At 58.5% G+C, this 23,897-nt stretch carries 22 protein-coding genes and 3 pseudogenes; 17 read left to right on the top strand and 8 right to left on the bottom strand.

Features of this window, described 5'->3' with window-relative positions:
• The first annotated feature begins 16 nt into the window (after positions 1 to 16).
• The 11 genes and pseudogenes from P3T40_RS42770 to P3T40_RS42720 form a co-directional block, all read left to right on the top strand.
• Positions 17 to 658 carry a 3-oxoacid CoA-transferase subunit B gene (locus P3T40_RS42770; protein ID WP_429273704.1) on the top strand — a complete coding sequence of 214 codons (642 nt, stop codon included), beginning with the start codon at positions 17 to 19 and terminating at the stop codon, positions 656 to 658.
• Positions 659 to 684: 26 nt separating this feature from the next.
• The gene (gene bktB / locus P3T40_RS42765) at positions 685 to 1,872 is read left to right on the top strand and encodes a beta-ketothiolase BktB (RefSeq protein ID WP_429273703.1); all 1,188 of its coding nucleotides are present in this window, start codon (positions 685 to 687) and stop codon (positions 1,870 to 1,872) included.
• Positions 1,863 to 3,293, top strand: a complete 1,431-nt coding sequence (locus P3T40_RS42760) for a CapA family protein (protein ID WP_429273702.1) — start codon at positions 1,863 to 1,865, stop codon at positions 3,291 to 3,293. The genes bktB and P3T40_RS42760 overlap by 10 nt, the downstream gene beginning before the upstream one ends.
• Before the next feature lie 320 nt (positions 3,294 to 3,613).
• Entirely contained in the window at positions 3,614 to 4,969 is a 1,356-nt protein-coding gene (locus P3T40_RS42755; protein ID WP_429273710.1) for an Nramp family divalent metal transporter, read from the top strand.
• A gap of 693 nt (positions 4,970 to 5,662) precedes the next feature.
• Entirely contained in the window at positions 5,663 to 6,823 is a 1,161-nt protein-coding gene (locus P3T40_RS42750) for an amidohydrolase family protein (protein ID WP_429273701.1), read from the top strand.
• Entirely contained in the window at positions 6,823 to 7,866 is a 1,044-nt protein-coding gene (locus tag P3T40_RS42745; RefSeq protein ID WP_429273700.1) for an amidohydrolase family protein, read from the top strand. Before P3T40_RS42750 ends, P3T40_RS42745 begins: the two co-directional genes overlap by 1 nt.
• Before the next feature lie 27 nt (positions 7,867 to 7,893).
• A complete protein-coding gene (locus P3T40_RS42740) occupies positions 7,894 to 8,319 on the top strand; it encodes a Rieske (2Fe-2S) protein (RefSeq protein WP_429273699.1) in 426 nt (141 codons plus the stop codon).
• Between the two features lie 86 nt (positions 8,320 to 8,405).
• Positions 8,406 to 9,365, top strand: a complete 960-nt coding sequence (locus tag P3T40_RS42735; protein WP_429273698.1) for a PDR/VanB family oxidoreductase — start codon at positions 8,406 to 8,408, stop codon at positions 9,363 to 9,365.
• Between the two features lie 124 nt (positions 9,366 to 9,489).
• A complete protein-coding gene (locus tag P3T40_RS42730; protein ID WP_429273697.1) occupies positions 9,490 to 10,269 on the top strand; it encodes a VOC family protein in 780 nt (259 codons plus the stop codon).
• Positions 10,269 to 11,237, top strand: a complete 969-nt coding sequence (locus P3T40_RS42725; protein ID WP_429273696.1) for a hypothetical protein — start codon at positions 10,269 to 10,271, stop codon at positions 11,235 to 11,237. The genes P3T40_RS42730 and P3T40_RS42725 overlap by 1 nt, the downstream gene beginning before the upstream one ends.
• A 5-nt stretch (positions 11,238 to 11,242) precedes the next feature.
• A pseudogene (locus tag P3T40_RS42720) lies at positions 11,243 to 11,464 on the top strand (redoxin family protein); the annotation flags it as partial.
• Here the strand turns inward: P3T40_RS42720 and P3T40_RS42715 are convergent.
• The 3 genes from P3T40_RS42715 to P3T40_RS42705 form a co-directional block, all read right to left on the bottom strand.
• Positions 11,412 to 11,780 (bottom strand): MarR family winged helix-turn-helix transcriptional regulator, encoded by a 369-nt coding sequence (locus P3T40_RS42715; RefSeq protein ID WP_429273695.1) that lies wholly within the window; start codon positions 11,778 to 11,780, stop codon positions 11,412 to 11,414. The pseudogene P3T40_RS42720 and the gene P3T40_RS42715 overlap by 53 nt on opposite strands.
• 364 nt (positions 11,781 to 12,144) lie before the next feature.
• Positions 12,145 to 13,341, bottom strand: a complete 1,197-nt coding sequence (locus tag P3T40_RS42710) for a porin (RefSeq protein WP_429273694.1) — start codon at positions 13,339 to 13,341, stop codon at positions 12,145 to 12,147.
• A gap of 631 nt (positions 13,342 to 13,972) precedes the next feature.
• Positions 13,973 to 15,001 carry an SDR family oxidoreductase gene (locus tag P3T40_RS42705; RefSeq protein WP_429273693.1) on the bottom strand — a complete coding sequence of 343 codons (1,029 nt, stop codon included), beginning with the start codon at positions 14,999 to 15,001 and terminating at the stop codon, positions 13,973 to 13,975.
• Between the two features lie 103 nt (positions 15,002 to 15,104).
• Between P3T40_RS42705 and P3T40_RS42700 the strand changes: the two genes are divergently transcribed.
• Complete coding sequence (locus P3T40_RS42700) at positions 15,105 to 15,536, top strand: cupin domain-containing protein (RefSeq protein WP_429273692.1); 432 nt, start codon at positions 15,105 to 15,107, stop codon at positions 15,534 to 15,536.
• Here the strand turns inward: P3T40_RS42700 and P3T40_RS42695 are convergent.
• Positions 15,527 to 16,573 (bottom strand): IS30 family transposase, encoded by a 1,047-nt coding sequence (locus P3T40_RS42695; protein ID WP_429273691.1) that lies wholly within the window; start codon positions 16,571 to 16,573, stop codon positions 15,527 to 15,529. The two genes, P3T40_RS42700 and P3T40_RS42695, sit on opposite strands and share 10 nt — an antisense overlap.
• 69 nt (positions 16,574 to 16,642) lie before the next feature.
• On the opposite strand from P3T40_RS42695, the pseudogene P3T40_RS42690 reads away from it, so the two are divergent.
• The 4 genes and pseudogenes from P3T40_RS42690 to P3T40_RS42675 form a co-directional block, all read left to right on the top strand.
• Positions 16,643 to 16,753, top strand: a pseudogene (locus P3T40_RS42690) (AraC family transcriptional regulator); the annotation flags it as partial.
• 6 nt (positions 16,754 to 16,759) lie between these two features.
• Complete coding sequence (locus tag P3T40_RS42685; protein WP_429273709.1) at positions 16,760 to 17,179, top strand: helix-turn-helix domain-containing protein; 420 nt, start codon at positions 16,760 to 16,762, stop codon at positions 17,177 to 17,179.
• A gap of 640 nt (positions 17,180 to 17,819) precedes the next feature.
• A complete protein-coding gene (locus P3T40_RS42680) occupies positions 17,820 to 18,416 on the top strand; it encodes an isochorismatase family cysteine hydrolase (RefSeq protein ID WP_429273690.1) in 597 nt (198 codons plus the stop codon).
• 32 nt (positions 18,417 to 18,448) lie between these two features.
• On the top strand, positions 18,449 to 19,456 hold the full coding sequence (locus P3T40_RS42675; RefSeq protein WP_429273689.1) for an IS30 family transposase: 1,008 nt from the start codon (positions 18,449 to 18,451) through the stop codon (positions 19,454 to 19,456).
• A 473-nt stretch (positions 19,457 to 19,929) separates the two neighbouring features.
• Here P3T40_RS42675 and P3T40_RS42670 read toward each other — a convergent pair.
• Positions 19,930 to 20,461 (bottom strand): annotated as a pseudogene (locus P3T40_RS42670) (tyrosine-type recombinase/integrase); the annotation flags it as partial.
• A gap of 126 nt (positions 20,462 to 20,587) precedes the next feature.
• On the opposite strand from P3T40_RS42670, the gene P3T40_RS42665 reads away from it, so the two are divergent.
• On the top strand, positions 20,588 to 20,719 hold the full coding sequence (locus tag P3T40_RS42665) for a hypothetical protein (protein WP_429273688.1): 132 nt from the start codon (positions 20,588 to 20,590) through the stop codon (positions 20,717 to 20,719).
• A 323-nt stretch (positions 20,720 to 21,042) separates the two neighbouring features.
• Here P3T40_RS42665 and P3T40_RS42660 read toward each other — a convergent pair whose 3' ends face one another.
• Genes P3T40_RS42660 through istA form a run of 3 tightly spaced genes read right to left on the bottom strand, consistent with a single transcriptional unit; the run spans position 21,043 to position 23,692 of the window.
• Positions 21,043 to 21,354, bottom strand: coding sequence for a hypothetical protein (locus P3T40_RS42660; protein ID WP_429273687.1), 312 nt, complete (start codon positions 21,352 to 21,354; stop codon positions 21,043 to 21,045).
• Positions 21,351 to 22,184, bottom strand: coding sequence for an IS21-like element helper ATPase IstB (istB, locus tag P3T40_RS42655; protein ID WP_429273686.1), 834 nt, complete (start codon positions 22,182 to 22,184; stop codon positions 21,351 to 21,353). The genes P3T40_RS42660 and istB overlap by 4 nt, the downstream gene beginning before the upstream one ends.
• Positions 22,181 to 23,692, bottom strand: a complete 1,512-nt coding sequence (gene istA, locus P3T40_RS42650; RefSeq protein WP_429273685.1) for an IS21 family transposase — start codon at positions 23,690 to 23,692, stop codon at positions 22,181 to 22,183. The genes istB and istA overlap by 4 nt, the downstream gene beginning before the upstream one ends.
• Positions 23,693 to 23,897: the final 205 nt, after the last annotated feature.

Raw genomic sequence — 23,897 nt, 5'->3', positions numbered from 1 at the left:
CTTTCAGGAGATGTCTATGGCGTGGACTCAAGTGCAGATGGCCGCTCGTGCAGCGCTCGAGCTACAAGACGGGTTTTACGTCAATCTCGGCATCGGTATCCCGACGCTCGTTGCCAACCACGTTCCGCCCGGAATTGACGTCTGGCTGCAATCAGAAAATGGCCTGCTTGGAATTGGTCCATTTCCGGAGGAGCACGAAATTGATCCGGACCTTATCAATGCGGGAAAACAAACCGTCACGACCGTGCCCGGTAGCTCAATCGTCAGCAGCGACCAGTCGTTCGGGATGGTCAGGGGCGGGAAGCTTAACCTGAGTATTTTGGGTGGGATGCAGGTGAGCAAGGCTGGTGACCTCGCAAACTGGATGATACCGGGGAAGATGGTCAAGGGAATGGGCGGAGCCATGGACCTGGTCGCTGGTGTGAAACGGGTCGTTGTCCTGATGGAACATGTGGTGCCGCAGCGGGACGGTGGATTCCAGCCGAAGATTGTCGAGTCATGCTCTTTGCCCTTAACGGGCCAGCGCGTAGTCGACCGGATTATCACGGATCTGGCGGTGATTGACGTTGAAGAAGACGGTTTGAGAATCGTGGAACTGGCGCCCGGCGTCGACGTGGATTTTGTGCAGGGCCACACCGGTGTGCAGTTACTTGGTTAGTTTCTTGGCTATTGCAGGAGAGATCGATGACTCGAGATGTTGTAGTGGTCAGTGGCGTACGGACGGCAATCGGCGATTTTGGCGGGAGCCTGAAAGACTTTGCACCTGCGGATCTCGGCGCGCAGGTTGTGCGCGAGGCGTTGTCGCGGGCGTCCGTTTCAGGTGACGAAGTCGGTCATGTCGTGTTTGGCAACGTTGTTCATACTGAGCCGCGCGATATGTATCTCTCGCGTGTTGCTGCGGTAATAGCTGGCGTTGGACAACACACACCGGCGCTCACGGTGAATCGTTTGTGCGGTTCAGGCTTGCAGGCGATCGTGTCAGCCGCGCAGTGCGTGCAACTCGGAGATGCAGACATCGCGATTGGCGGCGGCGCGGAGAGCATGAGTCGCGCGCTGTATTTGATGCCCGCTGCCCGCTTTGGTCAGCGCATGGGGGATGGTCGCCTCGTCGACATGTTGGTGGGGGCACTGAGCGATCCGTTCCAGTCTGTCCACATGGGTGTTACGGCCGAAAACGTGGCGCGCAAGTATGAGATTTCGCGCACCATGCAGGACGCCCTTGCGGTCGAGTCGCATCACCGTGCGGCAAACGCGATCGATAACGGTTATTTCAAGGACCAGATTCTGCCGATCACCATCCGGTCGAAAAAAGGCGAAATCGTGTTCGACGCAGACGAGCACGTGCGCCGCGACGCGTCTGTGGACGATTTCGCGAAGCTGAAGCCGGTTTTTGCGAAAGAAAACGGAACAGTGACTGTAGGCAACGCGTCGAGTATCAATGATGCCGCAGCGGCTGTGGTGCTGATGGAGCGCGGTATCGCAGAAAAGCGCGGTGTGAAGCCACTTGGACGTCTCGTTGCGTATGCGCATGCCGGTGTCGATCCCGCTTACATGGGCATCGGACCGGTGCCAGCCACGCGAAATGCGCTGGCGCGTGCCGGTCTCACAGTAGACGACCTGGATGTGATCGAGGCGAACGAGGCGTTTGCGGCGCAAGCCTGCGCAGTCAGTACGGAACTGGGTCTAGATCCAGCGAAGGTCAACCCGAACGGGTCAGGCATCTCGCTCGGACACCCGATCGGCGCGACAGGGGCGTTACTCACTGTGAAGGCACTGTATGAGTTGCAGCGCGTCGGCGGACGCTACGCGCTTGTCACAATGTGCATTGGCGGCGGGCAGGGCATTGCGGCGATATTCGAGCGTTGCGCCTGAACAAGCTTGATTTCTTGAAAGCGCCACCTGTGGATCGTGGACCTTGCAGTTCCGTCATCTTTCAAAACGGAGAATTTGTCGTGCCCAAAGTTAGCGTTCTCGCCACCGGTGATGCGATACTTACGCAGCTTATATCGCCCAATCCCGAGGCCAATTTTCGTGCTCTCGTTGACATTCTACGCAATACTGATGTGACCATCACCAATGTCGAGATGGTTTTCCCCGGTCGCGGGAGAATAGCTTCGACAACCATGCATGGCATCCCGCTTGGCGTGGAGCCTGAGCTTCTTTCGGAGTTCGAATGGCTCGGCGTCAACGTTTATGGGATGGCGCAAAATCATGCGACTGACTATGGGGTGTCTGGCCTCGTCTCTTCCATCGAAGCGCTGGAGGCACGTGGTCTGGCCTACGCTGGGGTAGGCCGAACGCTGGCCGAAGCGCGTGCGCCTCGTTATATCAGCGCACCCGGTGCGCGTGTCGCGTACATCGCCGCAGTATCCAGCAATGCCCGTCTTTCGCTCGCTGCGGACCCAAGCGTCGGCGATGTAGGTCGCCCGGGCGTTGCGCCGGTGCGCGTACAAAAAACGCATTACATCAAGAAGGAGCGGTTCGCGGAACTGCGTGAAATCCTGGCAGAGGCCGGCGTCAACGTTTCGTCGACGGGTACGACTGCTCCTGGTATTCATTTCCCTTATCCTGACAAGAACGTCTACGATCCGCCGCCGGAAGGCGGATTTGCGGTCGAAGGCGTCAATTTCGCACCGAGCGAAACCTCACGCGTGCAGACCGATGCGCTCGAGCGCGACGTGGAGGCAATCAAGGCATCCGTGCGGGAAGCTTCCCGACAGGCGGACCTCGTTTTCGTTGGGCTTCATTGCCACGAGGGTCTGCAGGGTCGCTGGAACACCGATGTGCCCGCCGAGTTTTTACAGCCAGTTTCCCGTCAATTGATCGATGCTGGTGCGCACGGTGTCTTTGCGCATGGCCCGCATATGCTACGGGGTGTTGAACTCTACGCAGGCCGCCCGATTTGCTATTCGCTTGGCAACTTCATTTTTAACGTCGAGACGTTTTCCGCCTTCCCGCTCGAAGTGTACGAACAGCAGGGCATGCCGCTCACGTCTACCGCCGCCGATCTGTTCGACGTCGTGAACGGCTATGGCAAGCAGCCCCTGTTTTGGGAGTCGGTGGTTGCCCGCTTCACATACGAAAATGGGGTGCTCGCAGATAGCGAATTTCATCCGATTACGCTCGGACGTGAAGAACCTAGAAGCCGACGCGGATGTCCACGACTTGCTTCCACGGACGACGGCGCACGCATCCTTGGGCGGCTTGACGAACTGTCCAGGCCTTTCGGTACGGGAGTGGATATTGTCCGCGAAGGTGAGCGATACATCGGCAAGATCAGATCGCGCGGCTAACGTAGTGATTCGCGGCTGATTCCGGTCGCATTGGAAAGCCTTCGGCCATTGGCCGAAGGCTTTTTTCTTTTCTGAATTAACCCTTCTCATTTCCCGATGCGCAAGAGACAGGTGCCTCTACATTGACGTTAATGCGACGCGTCGCCTCTTTTGCGATCGTACCAGTCGTTCCCTCAGGGCGACCACGATTGACATACCGAAAATATACAGGCAGACTGAATATATTCGCAGCTACTCCTCGACGGGTGGATGCCAGAGAAACGATATCGGCCTACGGCTCTATAGCCAGGATGGACCCGCCAGGGCCATCGAAAAACTACATGAACATGAACTCCTTCGCGCTGAACCAGAACAGATCTGTGGATCTTCCCACGTCTGATCGCAACGTACGTCTTACCAGTAATCGAACTGGTGGTACGCCGAACGGATCCCCTCGCGCTCGTGGACGATGGTTTTCTTTTGTCGGCGCAGGTGCATTGATCGCTGTTGGATATATGGACCCGGGAAACTGGGCGACGGCCCTTAGCGGTGGCGCGAAATACGGCTTTCAGTTGATTGGTGTTGTGCTGGTGGCCAGCCTGATGGGACTGGTATTGCAATGGGTGGCATCGAAGGTAGGCGTCGTGACCGGTCGCGATCTTGCACAGCTGTGCCGTACGACTTATAGCCGTCCCACGGTGATCTTTCTCTGGATCACCTGCGATATCGCGATCGTCGCTTGTGACGTCGCCGAGGTTGTAGGTAGCGCGGTGGCTTTGCAACTCCTGCTGGGTGTATCGCTCGCGGTCGGGGTCCTGATGTCGGCCGTCGGCACGTTTTCCATGCTGGCGCTTCAGAGTCACGGACCTCGTCCGTTGCAAGCAGTGGTTATGACTCTCATCGTTTTCGTTGGGCTTTGTTTTTTTGTTGAACTCATGTTTGCTAACCCCGTGTGGCGCAGTGTGCTCGCGGGCTTCGTGCCAAATGCTGCACTGGTGCGTGATTCCGGTATGGTCTGGCTCGCTGCCGGCATACTCGGTGCGACAGTTATGCCGCACAACCTCTATCTGCATTCGGCGCTGGTAAAGAACCTCGCGGGTGACGGCGAACATCAGTCTATCTCCGATGCGACGAGGGGAGTGAATATCGATACGTTTGTCTCTTTGAGCGTTGCATTTGTCCTCAACGCGGCTTTGTTAATCGTAGCGGCGGCGGTATTTCACACAAGTGGACAACTCGACGTTAGCGATCTCGCGGACGCACATCGGCTCATTGCACCGCTGGTGGGCAGGCAGTGGGCCGCAATTCTCTTCGCGGCTGGGCTACTGGCTTGCGGACTGAACGCCACGGTCACCGGTACGCTTGCCGGACAGGTCGTAATGGAGGGCTTTCTGCAGTTGAAGATCGCGCGATGGGCGCGCGCACTCCTGACGCGTGCCCTCGCCATCGGGCCGGCGTGGCTTGCCGTCGGCGTATTCGGAGAACATGGGTCGAACCAGTTGTTGGTCGCGAGTCAGGTCGCGCTCAGTCTTCAATTACCGCTCGCTGCCATCCCCCTTGTCCGTTTTGCATCGGATGCCGGACTCATGGGGTGCTTTCGCGTCAGAGGTATCTCGCTTGGCCTCGCTTGGGCGTGTGCAGGGATTGTTTTGGCGCTGAATCTGGTGCTCCTTTGGCAACTGGTAACCGGCGTTTGAGTCCCGGCTCCAGATATGCAGCAGAGTGGAGGCAAACGTGAGTGATTTCGGGCCTCACCGTTGCCAGGTCTGGTAGCCGTTCCCGAGCTGCGACGCATCACACACAATCGATATGGAGGTGCGATGAAGCCGCGAAACGTCCTTGTTCACGTGGAGGTTGACAGTCGACAGATTTCGGCTCATTTCCGACCGTCTACAGGGCGGTTGGTGATCGTGGATGGGCCTGCGGTCATTGAAGCATTCAAGCCGCCCGATTCGTGGATGGCGCTGGCATCTGTCAATACGGCTAACGGGTGGGGAACTCGTCCCACGTCAGCAGATCTCCGCGCGTTTCTGGAGCGGTATGTTGCGAATCATCCCGGGTTTAATGCGGGGGAGTCGCAGTAATTCCAGTACGTACGTCTGATCCTTCGGCACGAAGTTGCCGATAGAAAAGGCTATTTCTCAAGCAAAAAATGGTCGACTCGACGGTGATCTGTCGGTCGGCTATTTGCGTTTTCAATCTTCGTTTCATTGCTTTGTCTGCAACGCATCGTTGGGTGCTGCATCAGCTTTTCAGGTCACGGGTTATCCCTGATTAGCATCAAGTTGACACTCGAAAACTATACAGGCAAACTGATCAGTAAGACGTCAATAAATCGACGTTGGCAGTATTCATCGTGACGACAGCAATATATTGTCGGGAGACACATTATGACCACCGCAACTCTTACTCGGCTGGAGGAGCTGGACGGTCGGGTCGATACCGTTGAAATCAAGGTAATCGATACCGATGTCCACGTTGAGCCCCGCTCATTCGACGAGCTGATTCCCTACCTTGACGCGCCATGGCGCGATCGCCCCAACCTCATCGACGCAGTACCCTGGAGCCGTTCGACGTACAAGACCCTCGACGGCGGCGGTCGGAAGGATGCCTACCCGAAATTCGGCGACATTGGTTCCGATCCGGAACTCGTCGGGCAACAGATGTTCGTTGATGACCCGACAGATTTCGCGATTCTGCTGCCATGGAGCTTCCGTGGCCTGACCACTGATCCAAAGCTGGATACGGCGCTAGCGTCGGCGGTCAACAAGTGGATGGCTGACACATGGCTTTCGAAGTACAACACCGAAAATCGCTATGTCGGTTCGATTACGGTTTCGGTGGATGATCCGATCGGTGCTGCAAAGGAAATCGACAAGTGGGGCGGCCATCCCGGATTCCGCCAGGTAATGATCGGGCACTATGGCCCGCGACCTTTCGGCCACCCGTCCTACGATCCGATCTGGGAAGCGGCTGCGCGCCACGACCTGCCGATTGCGATGCACTTTCGCGGCGGTGCAACGCAACCGCTCGGCTGGACGCCGACGGGCCCGTTGCAATACTTCGTCGAATACCATTCGCTCATCGCACCGATGGCCTATGCGACACATATGGCGAGCTGGATGTGCAATGGCGTTCTTGACCGGCACCCCAACATGAAGGTCATCTTCATCGAAGGTGGGTTCCTCTGGTATCGCCCGGTTGTGGATCGTCTGCAACGTCACTGGGAAAAAACGGCCGCGGAGCTCTCGCTCCAGAAGACGCCGATCGAATACGTGCGCGATCACTTCCGGTTTGCCTCGCAACCGATCGAGGAAAATACGGATTCCCAAAAGATTGCAGCACTTTTCGAAGAAGCCAATGCGGCAGAGCTGCTGCTTTTCTCGAGCGACTATCCCCACTACGACTACGACCCGCCGAGCAAGGCACTGCCGCGCTCGCTTAACGACGAGACCAAGAAACGCATTCTCTCCGAGAACGCACGGGTACTTTATAACTTGCCGAAGACAAGACCGGTGGATCGGTTCGACCTGGCAGTGGGAGGTCGGTAATGATCATCGATTGCGCAGTTCACCCGGTACTGGGTAACGAAGAGTTCAACCGTGAGATCGGTGGTCCGTGGAATCTGCTGAAGTTGCCCCCGCTTTTCGGTGACCGGTACCGGGCTCCATTCGATCAACTGGCTGTTCCGCTCGAGGAAGCAACGAGCCCCGCCGCGCTGGCGGATCAGCTTCGTCGCTCAGGTGTTGACTACGCTGTGCTCAGCCCGACAACGCGTGGCTACTGGCCGAATCCTCAGCAGGCTACCTCGGTCGCACGCGGCGCAAACAAGCTTTTCGCAGAGAAATGGCTGAATGCGCCCGAATCAGAAGGCAAGTTCCTCGGCTCCATCCGCGTTGCGATGAACGATGTCGACGAGGCGTTGCGCGAACTTGACCGCTGGGCCGACGATGACCGGTATGTCCAGTTGGTCGCGCCGGCGCGTGCGCTCGGGACGTACGGAGAGCAGCGGTTCTTCCCGCTGTGGCGCGCGGCTGTCGAGAGGGGTCTTGTGGTTTTCATCCACGACGATCTCGGTACGCTCTGCGAGCCACCGCCGTCACAGGTCGGCTTCCCGAGCCATTTCGCGGAAGTCCATGCGATCCGGCCGATGTCGGCAATCGTTCATCTCACGAGCTTCATCATCGCCGGTGTCTTCGAGCGTCTTCCCGAACTGCGGGTGGTGCTTGGCGACGTCAGCGTGCATGCGGCGCGGTCACTGGCGATTCGCACGGACAAGGACTGGCAGTCTGACCGCCTCGAGGTGCCGTGGGTGAGCAAAGACCCGACGACCTACCTGGAGCGCAACGTCCGTTTCGTCACCCAGGCCGACGATGAAATTTCGCCACACAGCGCCAGAACGGCCGATGCGATTGGTGGAGACAATTCGGAACTCGTCGTCTACGGCAGCCGTCATCCGTACTGGGACGGTGTGCGGGCTGAAGACGTATTCCCAACGTGGACGGAGAAGGAACGGGCACGCTGTTTGTCCGAAAACGCGGTGCAGTTCTATCCGCGCCTTGCCGCACGAGTGTCGGCCGAAGCAGGTGTGTGATCCGGATCGACTGAACAGGAGTTGAACATGAAATACGTAGTGGGTCCAGTCACCGATCTTCCACCGGGTGCATCGACGATTGTCTATCCGGACAAGGTCAAGAGCGGTATCGGTGTGTACAACATCGAGGGTGAGTTCTTCGCACTGAAAAATACCTGTCCGCATATGGGCGGCCCGCTTTGCCGGGGCAAGCTTCGCGGCACGTCTGCTTCAGAGTTGCCGGCCGACAGGCAACCGGAAGTGCACTGGGTGCGACAGGGCGAGATCGTTTCCTGTCCGTGGCATCACTGGGAATTCGACATCAAGACAGGCAAGACAATCTTCGAATCCAGGCAAAAAGTACGGAGCTACCCGGTCTCCGTTGAGTCGGCAGAGGAATTGAAGCGGCTCGAAGCGGGAGTAGAGACGGTTCCCGTTTCTGTAGAAGGCGCCACGGTAGTTCTGCACGTCTGATTGGTCGGCTGGTTTCATCGCCGACATGAGTTGGTGGACGGCTCGCGATGAAGTATTCGCGACCGTCCAATTATCGAGGATTTGTGATGTCTGAGCGTGACTTCGAACTTGTGATCACCCGCATAGACGCGGTGGCCAAGGGGGTTCTTCGTTTTATGTTCGCACGTGAAGACGAGTTGGAACTCCCGGAATGGGAGCCTGGCTCTCACCTGGATGTGCATTTCGTCTCGAACGGCGTTGATTACGTCCGGCAGTATTCGTTGTGCGGCCCAGTGTCGGATCGTCGGCACTGGCAGGTGGCTGTGCTGCTCGCACCTGATAGCCGTGGGGGATCAGCACACATTCACAAAGCGTTTTCCGTGGGCGACAAGGTCACCGTTACGGGGCCTCGTAACAACTTTCCGCTTGTGCAGGCAAAACGCTACCTGTTCGTCGCGGGCGGCATTGGCATTACGCCGATGCTGCCGATGATTAAAGACGCTGCATCGAAGGGCGCGGATTGGCGTCTGCTGTACTGCGGCAGAACAGTCGAGTCGATGGCGTTTGTCGAGAGTCTTGTCGATTTCGGCGGCGACAAGGTAATCGTTCACGAGAGCGATTTAAAGGGGTTGGCGGACCTGGCCGGGATAATCGCCGGGACGGATTCTGACACGGAGATTTACTGCTGCGGTCCCGAGCCCATGCTTGCAGCAATCGACGAGATTTGCGCGCCATCGTTGAGTGAAAGGCTGCACGTGGAGCGATTCAGTCGCCGCGAAGAGGGTGCCGGTGAGGCGGATACCGAATTCGAGGTCGAATTCGTCCGCTCCGGAGTCGTCGCTACCGTGCCAGCGAAGCGATCAATCCTGGAAGTTGCCGAAGAGCTCGGCGTAGAGGTCGAATCGTCGTGTCAGGAAGGCGTTTGCGGTTCGTGTGAGATCAGAGTCATCGAAGGGACACCCGATCACCGGGACTCCGTGCTCAGCGCAAAAGAGCGGGCTGCGGGCAAGACGATGATGATCTGTGTGTCGAGATCGTGCTCGGCGCGTCTCGTTCTCGATGCATAGAAAAACCCGATAAGGGATAAGAGCAGTGTTCTGTCCACACGGCGGCACGAATCAGGCGACGGTTGTCGCATGCCGGCTGCGGTGTGGATCCTGCGGAAGCGTTCAAAGATCAGGAGCATAAGACATGGCTGCATTGACATCTAAGGAAGGTCTGTCGGGCGTTGCGGAACTACCGCGTCACCGACGGGTGCTTCAGGAATCGGGCCCGGCAACGGGTCGGATCTCGGGAATCAACCATCTGGTTCTGTTCGTTCGCGACATGGACGAAGGGATACGTTTTTACCGCGATGTGCTCGGCCTTCGGGTTGTGCGCACCGTTCGATTCGCACCCACCGCGGAGGGGCTTCGCTCCGCTGCAAAACACTCGAGCGGTCTGGCAGTGACGCAGTCGGAATCGTCCCCGGCTGTCGCAAAGATCATGGTCCGCCAGGTGTTCTTCGAGATGAGCAATGGTTTGTTGTTCTCGATTTACGAGGCGCCAGGGGTCGCGGAGCGGCCGGCTGCGCCTATTAGCTCGGTGCTGTGGCCGTCCATTGGGGCAGAGCAGTGGAGCGCGCCGGTCGAACCCCAGAAGCTGGACCACCTGTCATTTGATGTGCCCACGCCTGCCGATATCGTGTGGTTCCGCGAGCATCTGCTCTCGCATGGTGTCGCGGTCTCCGATATTTCAGAGCGTCGTGGCGCGAACAATACCCATCGATTCATTTCGTCGATCTACTTCTCGGATCCGAGCGGCAATCCGTTAGAGATTTCTTCATTCAACGCTGCGGATGTCGCGTGGCAGTCGTACGACTTTTCAGAGTGGTTCATGGATGAAGAGCCGGTCCCGGCGCTAGTTGATGAGAGTGCCTCCGGCGCGGGTAAAACGCTCATTCCGCACTGGGTTCGCCCCTCGGCGGAATAATGACGATGATGAACTTCGAGGAAATCGCTGGCTGGGGCGAAGATGCTTGGGATCGCGACGTGACCGGTGTTGCGGTCGACTCAGATGATCGCGTCTACGTCCTGCGTCAGGGTGACGTTCCGGTCACGGTCCTCGATTCCGAGGGAACTGTCCTGGACAGATGGGGTAGCGGCCGCTTCTCAAGCCGGCCGCACTTCATTTCGATTGGCTCCGATGACAGGGTCTATATCGCCGACGACGGGGGCCATCGCGTCTACATTTTCGAACTGACGGGGCGGCTGCTGGAGCTGATTGGTACTGGCGAGCCGTCCATGAGCGGATACGACCAAGCGTCTCCAAATCCGGAGGCCGCGTTGGACCGGATGAAGGAGGGAGGCGCGCCCTTCAACCGTCCAACCAAGGTTGTGCGGGCGCCAGATGGCGAACTGTTCGTGAGTGACGGTTATCGCAATTGCCGTGTGCACCGTTTTTCGTCGGACCGGCGATGGGACAAGACGTGGGGGCGGGGCGGAGCGGGTAGAGGCTGTTTCGTGATACCCCACAGCGTTGCGATCGACGGCGCAGGTCGGGTGCTGGTGTGTGACCGTGAGAACGACCGGATACAGATTTTTTCGCGTGACGGTGATCTGCTCGACGTATGGGACGACGTTCAACGGCCCACAGACCTGGTTTTTGATAGGCGCGGATTCGTCTACGTGACGGAGCTTCCACGTGGTCCGAGAGATCTGAAGTCATGGAGGCTAGGGCGAGCGGAACATGAGTTGCCGGGGCGGGTGACGATACGATCTTCGGATGGCTCGATTGTCGCTATGCTCAGCTGTGACAAGGCGGAGTTTCTCGCACCTCATGCGGTCGCCGTCGACTCCACGGGTGCGGTCTACGTATCCGAAGTTCCGGAATCGTTAGCGAATTACACCGGGAAGCCGCATAAGCCGCACAGGTGCCTGCGCAAATTTGTACCACGCTAAGACCGGGAACGATGAGGATGATCGGTGACGGAAGCGCCCGATTTACCCAGGCACTTGGGCTCGATCAGGATCTGACCGAGCACGGTCTGGGAATTCGCTCGCAGCGATACGCAATGGTGGTCGACGATGGTGTGGTCAAAACACTGAACGTCGAGGCTCCCGGCAAGTTCGAGATCAGCGATTCTCAGACCATCCTGGCGACCCTGCGCTGTCCCTTGTGTCGATGATACGGTTGATGAGCGCCATGCCTTTCAGTAGTTCGCGGCGCTCGTCTTCAGTCAGCTTTTCAATGATCACCGAGGTTAGCCAGTCCTCTCGCACAGCGAAAATGTCTTCCAGCGTCTTGACGCCTTTGCGCGTCATCTGAACGAGCATTGTCCGACCATCAGTCGGGTGCGGCTTGCGCCCGACCAGTCCAGCCTTTTCAAGCGCCTGAACCGTGATAGACATCGATTGCGGACGAACTCGCTCGGCTGCCGCGAGGTCGTTCGTGCTTAGAGCACCACGGCGCTGGAGATGACCAAGCACAGTTAGCTGAGACAAAGGCGGCCCGGACTCAACCCGAATCAGCCTGGCACCTCGGCTCAACGTCTCGCGAAGCTGGAATGCGAGCTTCGCAACGGAATCTCGATTTCTCTGCATATTTGGTCAAAATGGCGCTGCAAGGTGGAATTTGCTAGTCGCACGTCGGGTTAAAAGAGCGAATGTAACACATGGGTTAATCCGTCTGTAGAGGACTTTCGTCGTACGGTCGGATAGAGCGGTTCGAAGCCAGGTTCCGATCATTCGCGGAAAAGGAATTCGTATAGTTGCGCTCAGAAGGTGGCGCCGGTTGGAAGCACGACAAGTGATACATGACGGGGTGACGCGGCCAACGCATATAGCGGGCACGCCACCCAGGCGGACTTCAGAAACGATGCTGCATCCCAACGACTGTGACTACCTGGTTTTGGGTGCTGGACGGAGGCGCGAAGTAGAGATCGGCGACCGCCTTGTTTCCGGTCGAATCGGTACCAGACGCATGCTGGTACATCACGTCAGCGAAGAAGTCAGTGCGTTTCGAAATGAAGTAGTCGAGACCGAGTCCGCCTTGGATATATCTGGCCTGATTGACGTCGTAGCCTTTCAGATAGTTGAAGTCTGCACCAAGCAAGAGTTGAGCGGTGAGCTGCTGGCGAATGCTGAATTCGACATCGTTGAATTTTGCATTGCCGCCGGCCCCCGTGGCTGGCAGATTCGCGAGCGCACCTATGTCTTTGAACTGCGTGTTGCTATAAACCAGGGCGAACGTCGTCGCCGCATAGTTATATGACGCGCCCGCGATCGCAATCTGTTGTGTCTTTGCCGATGCGTAGCCCGAATACACCGGGCTATAGCTCATGTTTGAGACCGTGGTGCTCGAGTTGGGAAGACTGCCAAAAAAGGAATAGTTCGGGTCTTTGGCGTTAAGGTATGCCGCACCGATGACGAAAGGACCATGTGTATAGTTGGCTCCAATCGACCAGATCTGGTTGCGACTGAATTCTCCTGCCACACCGCCGAAGCTATAAATGCCGCCAAACTGGAGACCGTTGTAATTCACGCTTTGATATTTTATGGAGTTGTTAATCCGGTTCGTACCATTCAGATTATCCAGGTCACCCGGGTGTACGCCAAAGTAAGGCAGCCAGATATCCGACGCCTCGAACATGTACGTATAGTCGATTGCGGAATCGTATTGACGGCCGAGTGTGACCGTCCCATATTGAGTTGACGACAATCCGACATAGGCTCGTCGTCCAAATTCAGCACCACCCTGATCAAGGGCGCCATTCGTGATCACGAAGCCGTTTTCGAGCACGAATAGGGTACTGAGCCCACCTCCGAGATTTTCGGTGCCACGCAGCCCCCAGCGGTTTCCAAGGATGTTGCTCTCGGTCATCTGAAACTGGCTGTGTCCGCCGGCGTTGTTTGTGTAACCCAGGCCAACGTTCAAGAGGCCATAGAGGGTTACAGAGTTCTGGGCACTCGCACCCGTGGAACACGCGGCGAAAATTGCCCCCGCAAGTATCAACTTTCTCATTTTAAATATCTCCTCCACATGTTGGAGAGGCATGGTCATCATCCATGTCTCGATTGGTAAAGACGCTAAAAATGGTGAATTGCGTATCCTCGATGTGCTGTGTGCAATCACGATGTGGTTGCGACCCGCTAACCCTTAATAGAACGCTCGTTCATAGTCACTCTCTCGCGTGGGGACGAGTGCGTTCACGTAGATAACGGAAGAAATCAGGCGTCTCCGACAGGAATGAACTGACGATCCGCTGATACGGCCGCGAGACCGCCTCCATCTTCATATTAATCAGGTAGACTGTTCGTAATACTGATCAGTGTGACTGTATATGTATTCGAAGTATGTAAGGGAATGTACTTAAGGTCGAAGGCCGGTTTGTCCCGGAGGCCAATGTGGGGCACGGAGTAGCTCAGCCGCAGCAGCAGATGCGATTACGTCGAAGATCTGGGGCAGGGAAATGGGGCAGAGATGGCGTTGGTGCGCCAGGTGCGAGAGAAGCTGATGGAAGTAGAGGCAGTCTCGATGTTGGGGCGGCGGTGAGTATCGCCTGGAAGCGGTTGCAGTCGCTCGCACCGCTATCAGCGATGAACGTATTGCCTGATAGCTGGCGACCTGTGCGAGTCTCCGACTGAGCAGTGCTCAGTCGGTACGGTCACTAACAACTGTTCGTGCTTTGTCTGGCTTAAGTGGGTTGATCGTCAAGTAATCCAAGTCGGATGAGACTCTCAGCACAGGCGACGATGGCTTCCTCACGTGAGCGTGGCTTCCAGCCAAGCAATTGGATAGCCTTTGCGCTCGTCGCGTTCATGTCCATATCAAGCAACGGAGCGATGGCCTTCATACCTGGATGCTTGCGTACCTCCGAGTCCGGCCATACGTTTGTCGGCACTTTGTTCGCCAGCTCCGCGAGACGCTCTCGAAGCACCTTCGATAGATCAATCATCCAGATGCTTTCGCCGGCGGTTGCCAGAAAGCGTTCTCCCTTCGCTGCAGGGTTTGTCATCGCGCGCACGTGCAGATCAGCTACGTCGCGTACGTCGACGAAGCATGAATTGATGTTGATGCATCCAGGCTGGCCGTCCAGCAGGTTCTTGATCAAACGCACAGAGTGAGAGTAATCGGCTCCGAGGGCAGGACCGAGAACTGCGACCGGGTTGATGGCCGACAGCTCAAGTCCGTTTCCCTCGCGCTCGATGAAGTCCCATGCGGCCCGTTCAGAGAGTGTTTTTGATTTCTGATATGGCGCAACGTCCCCAGTCAGTTCGGTCCAGTCAGTTTCATCAAATGGGCGTCGATAATCGCGGGAATGGCCCATGCCAATCGCACCAAATGCAGAGGTCAGAACCACCCGCTTCACACCAGCGTCGCGTGCCGCGCGCAACACCCGCAAATTGCCGTCAACGGCGGGTTTGATCCAGTCGTCTTCATCAACCTGATCACCCGACGGCGTAGGCGAGGCACCATGCAGGACGTACGCGCATCCTTCCATCGCGTCGTCCCACCCGGAGTCTTGCATCAGATCCGCAGAAACGAACGACAGTCGATTGGCCGCTGTAAGTTCGCCAACATCAAGCTGGTCGCGCACTTCCTGTTCCCGTGTCAACGAGCGCACGGTGGTGCGCACCCGGTAGCCACGATGCAGCAAAGCCAGAATGCAGTGTTGCGCAATGAAACCTGTACCCCCGGTGACCAGTACGAGTTCGTCACTCATGCAGTTTGCTCCTTCAATTGAACCTCGAGAGCCGCTAGGTTAAAGTCCACAACCCGAACGCAGAATGCTTGTAAATGCGGATTACTTGCGCAATAGTACGGAAATGAACGCAGATCCCTCGTCCGATATCCTCAAACTGACGCGCACCGAATCGCTCGTGACGGGAGGATTCACTGCCGGAGGTTCGTGGGCAGTCCGCTTCCCGGCGCCCACTACGATCAAGTTCTTCGCCGTCGTGCGAGGACAATGCTGGGTGAGCATCAATGGGGAGAAAGCCCCGATTCGATTCAGCACGGGAGACGTGGGATTGATGGCAGCACCTCGGTCCTTCGTGCTGGCGAGCGAACCGGGCCTGACTCCGATCGATGCAATGAAGGTCTTTTCTGGCGCAGGAAGGACGACAGCTCAGCTTGGCGACGGCAGGGATTTCGCACACATTGGCGGACATGTGCTGCTCGATTTCAGGAGCGGTATGTTGCTGGCAAACGTGCTGCCGCCCTGGATTCGAGTCGATGCATGGCGGTTTCAAGAGTGAAGCGCAACAGGGGGTTGATGAATGGAAGCTGAGGATATCGAAGCGGTTGCAAGCATACGTTCGAAGACCTCGAATGGCGAATGAAACGCATGGGTAGCGCGAGGTCGGCTGTTGAGGCTGTCGGCGATCGCATCGAGTTCGTCCTGACTGTAGATCGAGAGGTCAGTGCCCTTTGGAAGGTACTGCCGCAGCAGCCCGTTGGTGTTCTCGCAGGTACCGCGTTGCCACGGGCTGTGTGGATCGCAGAAGTACACGCGCACGCCAGTGGCGGCGCTGAGCTCCTGATGCCGGGTCATTTCCTTACCCTGGTCGTAGGTGAAGCTCTGGCGCAGTGGGGCGGCGATCGAATTGAGTTTGGCAGTGAAGCCCGCCAGTGCCGAGGCGGCGGTGGCGTCTTCCATCTTCGCCAGCAGCACCAGCCGACTGGTGCGCTCAACCAGCACGCCGACGGAAGACTGGTTGCCGGCGCCCTTGATGAAGTCGCCTTCCCAGTGACCTGGCATCAGCCGGTCGTCGACCTCAGGCGGGCGCACATGGATGCTCACCATGTCGGGGATCTGGCCGCGCCGGTCAGTGCCGCGCTTGCGTGACATACGCGTGCCGTGGCCGTGGCGCAGACAGGCGATCAGCTGGCGGCGCAGCTCGCCGCGTGGCTGGGCATAGATGGCGGTGTAGATAGTCTCGTGCGAGACGTGCTGGGTCGGATCATTGGGCGACATGCGCTTGAGAGTACCTGAGATCTGCTGGGGCGACCACTTCCATTCCAGCAGGGTGAGTACCACGCGCCACGACACGCTCTGAGGGTGCAGCTTGGGACACGGCCGCGCAGCCTCGCGTCGGCTGGTGCTGAGCGACTGCGCCGCGGCAGAGGCATAGCCCACGGCAGAACACGTGTTTCTGGCCAGCTCGCGGCTCACGGTTGATGCCGGCCGTCCGAGTGTTCGGGCCATGGCCCGAACACTCGAACCCTGCTGCTTCATGCTTGCAATCGTCATGCGTTCTTCAGGCTGCAATTGTTGGTAAGTTCTTTTTTGCATGTGCGCACCTTACACGAGGAAGGTGTTGCACTTCAAATTTGATCGCGCCCATCCAAAACACAAGCAACAGCTTTTCGATGGATGCTCTCCCAACTGGTCGAAGAACGCTCAGATGGTCGGCCGGGCGCGAACCTGGCGTCGGCTTATCTGGCTCAGCTTCTCTTCATCCAGATTCTGCGTGCGCACATGGAAACCGCGACTGTCATGTCACCGGGCTGGTTTCGCGCGATGAGCGATCGCCGGTTGGCGCCTGCCTTGACTCTGATGCATGGCGATCCTGCTCGCAGCTGGCGTCTTGCTGAGCTCGCCGAAGCTTGCGCGATGTCGCGCACTACCTTTGCACTTCGCTTCAAGTCGGCAGCGGGCGTTGCACCATTAACCTATCTCGCCGAATGGCGTATGCGTCTGGCCGAACAAGCCCTGCTGGACGATACACGTCCGATAGCGGTCATCGCAGAATCGGTCGGCTACACGTCGGAAAGCGCGTTCAGTAACGCATTCAAAAGGATGACCGGACATTCGCCGAGGGATTACCGGAACGGTACCCAACGTTCGGGCACAAGTAGCGATGCTGAAGGCAAGACGTTTGCGTACAACGCGGAGTGAGAGGAAGTTCTGAAGCTGAAAAGCAGAGGGTCCAATTAAGCGCATGCGCGTAGACGTGATGCCGCCTGCCAACGCTTTGCCAATCAAGAGACCAGAGATGATCTTCATCTGTTAGACGCCAGGTTCTCACGACATATTCGATGCCCATGCGACCCAAGCGACGGTTGGCGTTCAGGTTAGCGGTATGTGTTGAGAGCAGACTACTGATAGCTCTTGGGCCGCAAGGATGATCAAACCTCCAGCGACAATCCCCAAACCAATTATCAATCGGATAATTTGAAGAGGGCGCATCGCATGCGCTCGTGCGCCCGATGCGACGCCTGCGGGGTATTGTGAATCGTTTGACGAACGGTGCCCGTCATCGTTTGGCGGGGTACGATTTCTGGTCGACTTCATGATGATCAGTTTGTCTGTTAGCCTATATGATCAGTTTGACTGTATAAGTTTGGACCGTATGTAGGGGAATATACTTAAACTTTTCTTGCAGATGATCGTGGGACCTCCACTTGGCGAACTCAGGTTGCGCCCGACCAGCGTGTTGATGCTGCTCTGTGCATTGTTCAACTGGCGCGCGGCGAGCGTCGCACCCAGTCAGTCGCACATCAATACATCCCGTCCTTGATCTCGTTGGAGCACGTATATGTCTGATCCATTTAGCCTCGATCCTCACCAATCGGCCTTGGTGGTGATGGACTACCAGAAAGTGCTGCTGGAGAACTATCTCCCCGAAGACCAGGCCGCGAAGGTGCTCGCCAGTACGGCAAATCTGATTGGGGCCGCGCGCGCCGGTGGCATGTCCGTTATCTATGTCACGGTTGCGTTCCGGCGCGGTCACCCGGAAGTCAGTGGAAGAAATCGCCTGTTCACATTGCTCAAAGATAGCGGACTGTTCAGCCGCGAGGCGGCTGATACAGCGATCCACCCAGCGGTAGCGCCGCTCGGGGACGAACCAGTCGTCATCAAGCATCGCATCGGTGCATTTGCCGGCACAGATATGGAAACCCTGTTGCGCTCGAGCGGCGTCGATACTCTTGTGCTGGTTGGAATTACAACGGCTGGCGTCGTACTGTCGACCGTGAGGCAGGCATTCGACAAAGACTATCGTCTGGTGGTTGCTAGCGACTGTTGTGCAGACCCCGACCAGGATGTGCACCGCATGCTGCTCGACAAGGTGATTGCGCAGCATGCGGAAGTACTTCCTGCTGAGTCGATTATCGAAGGGCGCGATCAAATTTGAAGTGCAACACCTTCCTCGTGTAAGGTGCGCACATGCAAAAAAGAACTTACCAACAATTGCAGCCTGAAGAACGCGTGACGATTGCAAGCATGAAGCAGCAGGGTTCGAGTGTTCGGGCCATGGCCCGAACACTCGGACGGCCGGCATCAACCGTGAGCCGCGAGCTTGCCAGAAACACGTGTTCTGCCGTGGGCTATGCCTCTGCCGCGGCGCAGTCGCTCAGCAAGAGCCGACGCGAGGCTGCGCGCCCGTGTCCCAAGCTGCACCCTCAGAGCGTGTCGTGGCGCGTGGTACTCACCCTGCTGGAATGGAAGTGGTCGCCCCAGCAGATCTCAGGTACTCTCAAGCGCATGTCGCCCAACGATCCAACCCAGCACGTCTCGCACGAGACCATCTACACCGCCATCTATGCCCAGCCACGCGGTGAGCTGCGCCGCCAACTGATCGCCTGTCTGCGCCACGGCCACAGCACGCGTATGTCACGCAAGCGGGGCACTGACCGGCGCGGCCAGATCCCCGGCATGGTGAGCATCCATGTGCGCCCGCCTGAGGTCGACGACCGGGTGATGCCAGGCCATTGGGAGGGCGACTTCATCAAGGGCGCCGGCAACCAGTCTTCCGTCGGCGTGCTGGTTGAGCGCACCAGTCGGCTGGTGCTGCTGGCGAAGATGGAAGACGCCACCGCCGCCTCGGCACTGGCGGGCTTCACTGCCAAGCTGAATTCGATCGCTGCCCCTCTGCGCCAGACCTTCACCTACGACCAGGGCAAGGAAATGACCCGGCATCAGGAGCTCAGCGCCGCCACCGGCGTACGCGTGTACTTCTGCGATCCCCACAGTCCATGGCAACGCGGTACCTGCGAGAACACCAACGGGCTGCTGCGCCAGTATTTGCCGAAGGGCACTGACCTCTCGATCTACAGTCAGGACGAACTCGATACCATCGCCGACAGCCTCAACAGCCGACCTCGCGCTACCCATGCATTTCATTCGCCATTCGAGGTCTTCGAACGTATGCTTGCAACCGCTTCGGTATCCTAAGCTTCCATTCATCAACCCCCTGTTGCGCTTCACTCTTGAAACCGCCAAGCTTTATCCGCATGTAGTTGGCTTGACACGGGTGCCGGCACTAAGACTCATTGAGTACCAAATCTCTGAGCCGCGTTGCTACACGCGGCGGTACGTGGTTTCCTGGAGCAAGCAGATTTGGGCTCGGTCTTGCGGCATGTCGTCATGCTTCACTCAGATCGCTGAAATCGACAGGTTGATCGTGTCGCCGATAGTTTCGTATTGCCGCTACTATCGCGCAAGCTGCAGTCACTTGTCTCCCATATGTTCCCGCAGCTTGCGAGAATCATTGACGACCGCGTGACCTCGCTGATCTGCTCGGGATCGTCGACGAACGAATCGACGTCCGGTTGCGGTGATAACGCGGGTTATCGCGGGAACTCGTCGACCGTGAGATCACATTCATCGTTTTGTCGGGTGCGAGACTGCTCAACCTGGCAACTGCCTCACCATTCGATCCGATGCTTTTCCTCAGTTTCGCGATGACGCCGATCATCGTCGATGTGGAGGTACTGGCTCGTCGTCGTTAGGGAAGAGTGGCCCAGATTGTCGCGGACTAACCGAAGATCCACCTGTTGATCGGCCATGTGGGAACCTGCGCTATGTCGAAGCCAGTGAGCCGACGCCTGCTCAAGGCGGCTCGCCCGCTCTTCATTCGAATCGCCGTTCTCGCGCAAGGCGCTGGCAGCGCCTAAGAAAACCTCCTTGACGATCTTGTGGAGCGCAGCGCGCGTCAAGGGTTTGCGCACCTCTCCGACAGGCAGCACCAGCGGCGTGTCCTCGCCGGGCAAGGGCAGGGGGGTAGACCGTGCGCGCGGCGGTAGCGGGTAAGCTCGGCCATCATTTCGGCAGTCGCCGGCACCGGTCGCTCACGGTCGCCCTTGCCGGTCACGAGCCACCAACGTTCGCGCCCGCCGCCTCGCGCCGGCTGAAAAACTGCCCCATCGTGTTGACGCTGACCTCGGTAATGCGCAGGCCTTTTCTACCGCACGCCTGAGAAGCCCGTGGTCGATGGTGTTTGCCGTTTGACTGATCCCGCCTGTGGCGCGACAATCTGGATGAGAGACGCGCGACAATCAAGATGAGAATGTCGCGGCGGGGTTGATGATGCCGATGTTGATTGACGCTGGCAAGCGTTCATTGATTGACGCGCAGTTTTTGATTGACGCTGGAGAACGTGTACCGCGCGACAATCAGGCTGAAAACAGTTCGTCAGTCGTTGAGGATGATGCGTAACGCGTGACGATGGATTTGGGCACGCGCTTTACGCTGTCGCGTTTGATCTCGATGAGCGTTGTGAAATGTCGCTGGCATCCGATGCAGCCAAGTCGTCGCCGAGCAGAAGCAGCAACGTAACGTTACGCGCAGGCATTGTGTGCCGCGCGACAATCAAGATGAGCATGTCGCGGCGAGATTGATGATGCCGATGTTGATTGACGCTACCGTGCGTCTCAGGATGAGAACGGCGCCGCCAAGCCGTCGCCGGGTAGAGCCTGCAGCGTAACGCGTTACGCTGCAGGCATTGTGTGCCGTGCGTCAATCAGGCTGGGAACAGCGCGTCAGTCGGTGAGGTCGATTGCGTAACGCGTGACGATGGCTTTGAGTACGCGCCTTATGCTCTCGCGTTTGATCTCAACGAGCATCGTCGAAGTGTCGCTGGCATCCAATGCCGCCAACCCGTCACCGAGCAGGGTCAGCAACGTAACGCGTGACGCGCAGGTTTCCTCACCAATAGCAGCAATGACGGCCCGCTTGCGCCGTAAGCGGTACGCGCGTTGCCGTTGCGCGCCAGTGCGTGCGATGGGTGTCGTCGTCGACCTATCGGATGTATCGTCAGGCGTTACGAGCTGCAGATGTGCGTTGTGCTTCATTGCTGATCCTCCGGGCGCGGCGGCATGCGGACGTTGCTTGGTGTCGCGATACCGGCCGGGCGTCCCGTTCCCTGCTGCTTGCGCTCCAGGGCGGTACGCCGACGGTAGCTTTCGACGTTGAGCTCAAAGATCGTCGAGTGATGGACCAGGCGGTCGACGGCGGCCACCGTCATGGCCCGGTCGGGGAAGACCTTGTCCCATTCTCCAAATGGCTGATTCGCGGTCAAGAGAAGGGAACGGTGCTCATACCTGGCGCTGATGAGTTCGAACAGCACCGATGTCTCGGCCTGATCCTTACTGACGTATGCGAAGTCATCCAAAATAACGAGATCGAAGCGATCCAGCCGGTTGATGGCGGACTCCAGAGCCAGCTCGCGGCGCGCGACCTGCAAGCGCTGCACGAGGTCGGTGGTACGCGCGAAGAGGACCTTCCAGCCGTTCTCCAACAGGCTCAGCCCAATGGCCGACGACAAGTGCGACTTGCCTCCCCCAGACGGCCCCAGAAGAATCAGGTTGGCGCCGTTGCGCAGCCAGCCGTCGCCAGCGCAAAGCGCCGAAACGTGCGCCCTGGACACCATCGGCACCGCGTCGAAATCGAAGTTCTCCAGCGTCTTGCCTGGCAGCAGCTTGGCGTCCCTGATGTGACGTTCGATGCGACGTCGATCGCGCTCGGCGATCTCGTGTTCGGCCAGCGCCATCAGCAGGCGCGTCGCGGGCCAGCCTTCCTTGTCGGAGCGTTCGGCGAAGCTTGACCAGATCTGCTTGATGGCGGGCAGCCGCAAATCGTTGAGCAGCAGCGACAGGCGGGCAGCGTCGAATTCGTGATTCATGCTGCCACCTCCATTTGCAGGTCAAGCAGAGCCTCGTAGTCGCGCAACGAAGCCAGCTGGACGCTCACCTGCGGCAGGCTCGCGGGTTTCGCTTCGAAACGGGAACTTAGCGCGTCGAGATCAGGCAGTTGCCCATCGGCCAGGCACTGCTCAAGCGCCTGCGCCAGTTGTGCTTCGCAGTTGCGCTCGTGGGCCAGACTGAGCAGTTCAACCATGCTCTTGCATGCCTGGCGCTCCGGGAGCTGCTCGAGCAGACGATCGAAGGTCAATCGATAGGCCTCGCGCGGAAAGATCTGATCGCGGTAGACCAGGTTGAGCAGCGCCATGGGCTTGCGGCGCAGCGCGTGGATGATGTGCCGGTAGTTGATGACGTGACCGTGTTTGCCATTGGGGCCCGGACGGCCGCGCTGCAGCGTCATCAGGGCCGTGCCGCCCAGGAACAGTTCCAGCCGGTCGTCATACAGCCGCACGCGCAGTCGATGACCGATCAGCCGCGACGGGACGGTATAGAACACCTTGCGCAGGACAAAGCCGCCGGTCGGGCCGACGTACACACGCGTTTCCTCGTAGTCCGTCGTGCGCTGCGGCGGCAGTGGCTGAAGCAGCGGGCGCTCGGCCTCAATGCGCTTGCCATTGCGCGCGTTGATGCGGCAGACGTGCTCGTCGATGAAGCGGCGATAGGTATCGAGGTCGTCGAAGTCATTGCTGCCGCGTAAGAGCAGCGCATCGCGCACGGCGTTCTTGAGGTGGCCGTGAGGGCTCTCGATGGAGCCGTTCTCATGGGCAACGCCGCGGTTGTTGCGCGTAGGCTGCATTCCGTAGTGAGCACATAGCGCTTCGTAACGCGTGGTCAGATCGTCGCGTGCTTCGCGTTCGAGATTGCGGAATGCCGCCGACAGGCTGTCGCTGCGATGCTCGCGCGGTGCGCCACCGAGTGCCCAGAGCGCGTTCTGCAGCCCTTCGGCCAGCGCGACATAGCTCTCGCCGCCGAGGATGACATGAGCATGTTCAAAGCCCGAGCAGGCCAGTCGAAAGTGATACAGGCGGTGGTCCAGCACGACACCCGCCACGCTGACGCCCAGGCTGTCCATCTCGGTGAAGTCGGACAATCCGAGTCGACCGGGCTCGTGCACCTGACGGAACATGACATCACGTTCCTCGCCATGCAATGCGCGCCAGTCGCGAATACGCCGCTCCAGTGTGCGGCGCACGGTGCCCGGGAGGTCTGGATGGCGCCGAAGCATCTCGTCCAGTACGGCCACGGGCCGGATGCCGGGCGCGGACTGGAGCAGCGGGACGATCTCGGCGTCAAAGATCGCTGCCAGGGGATCGGCACGGCGGCGCCCGCGTGGCGCCTTCTTCTGCGATGGCAGTCGTGGGTCCTGTTCGATGCGATAGGCAGTGGCGGCGCTGAACCCGGCGCGTGCGCCTGCCTTGGTCGGTTGTTCCTTGTGTCTGTACTTCATGTAGAGCCTCATCTGATGGTCGTTGACGTGACGCCCGGGCACCGTAGCCTCCCGTGAAATGGAAGGCTGTTCATACCCGATTTACCGCGACCACCGACAAGGCACCCCAATGACGGGGGACTCCTCGGCGCGACGTGGCGGGGGGGGGGGGGGGGGGGCCCCCGGCCCCCCGGCCGCCCCCCCCCTAGGAAGCGGCATTGGGCGCCGGGGGGCTCGGGTGTGGAGGGCGGGAACCCCCCCCCCGGCG

The sequence above is a fragment of the Paraburkholderia sp. EB58 genome (assembly GCF_050436665.1).
GTDB lineage: Bacteria > Pseudomonadota > Gammaproteobacteria > Burkholderiales > Burkholderiaceae > Paraburkholderia.
Note: the sequence above shows the minus strand (reverse complement) of the source record. Positions and strands in the feature narration are given on the sequence as shown.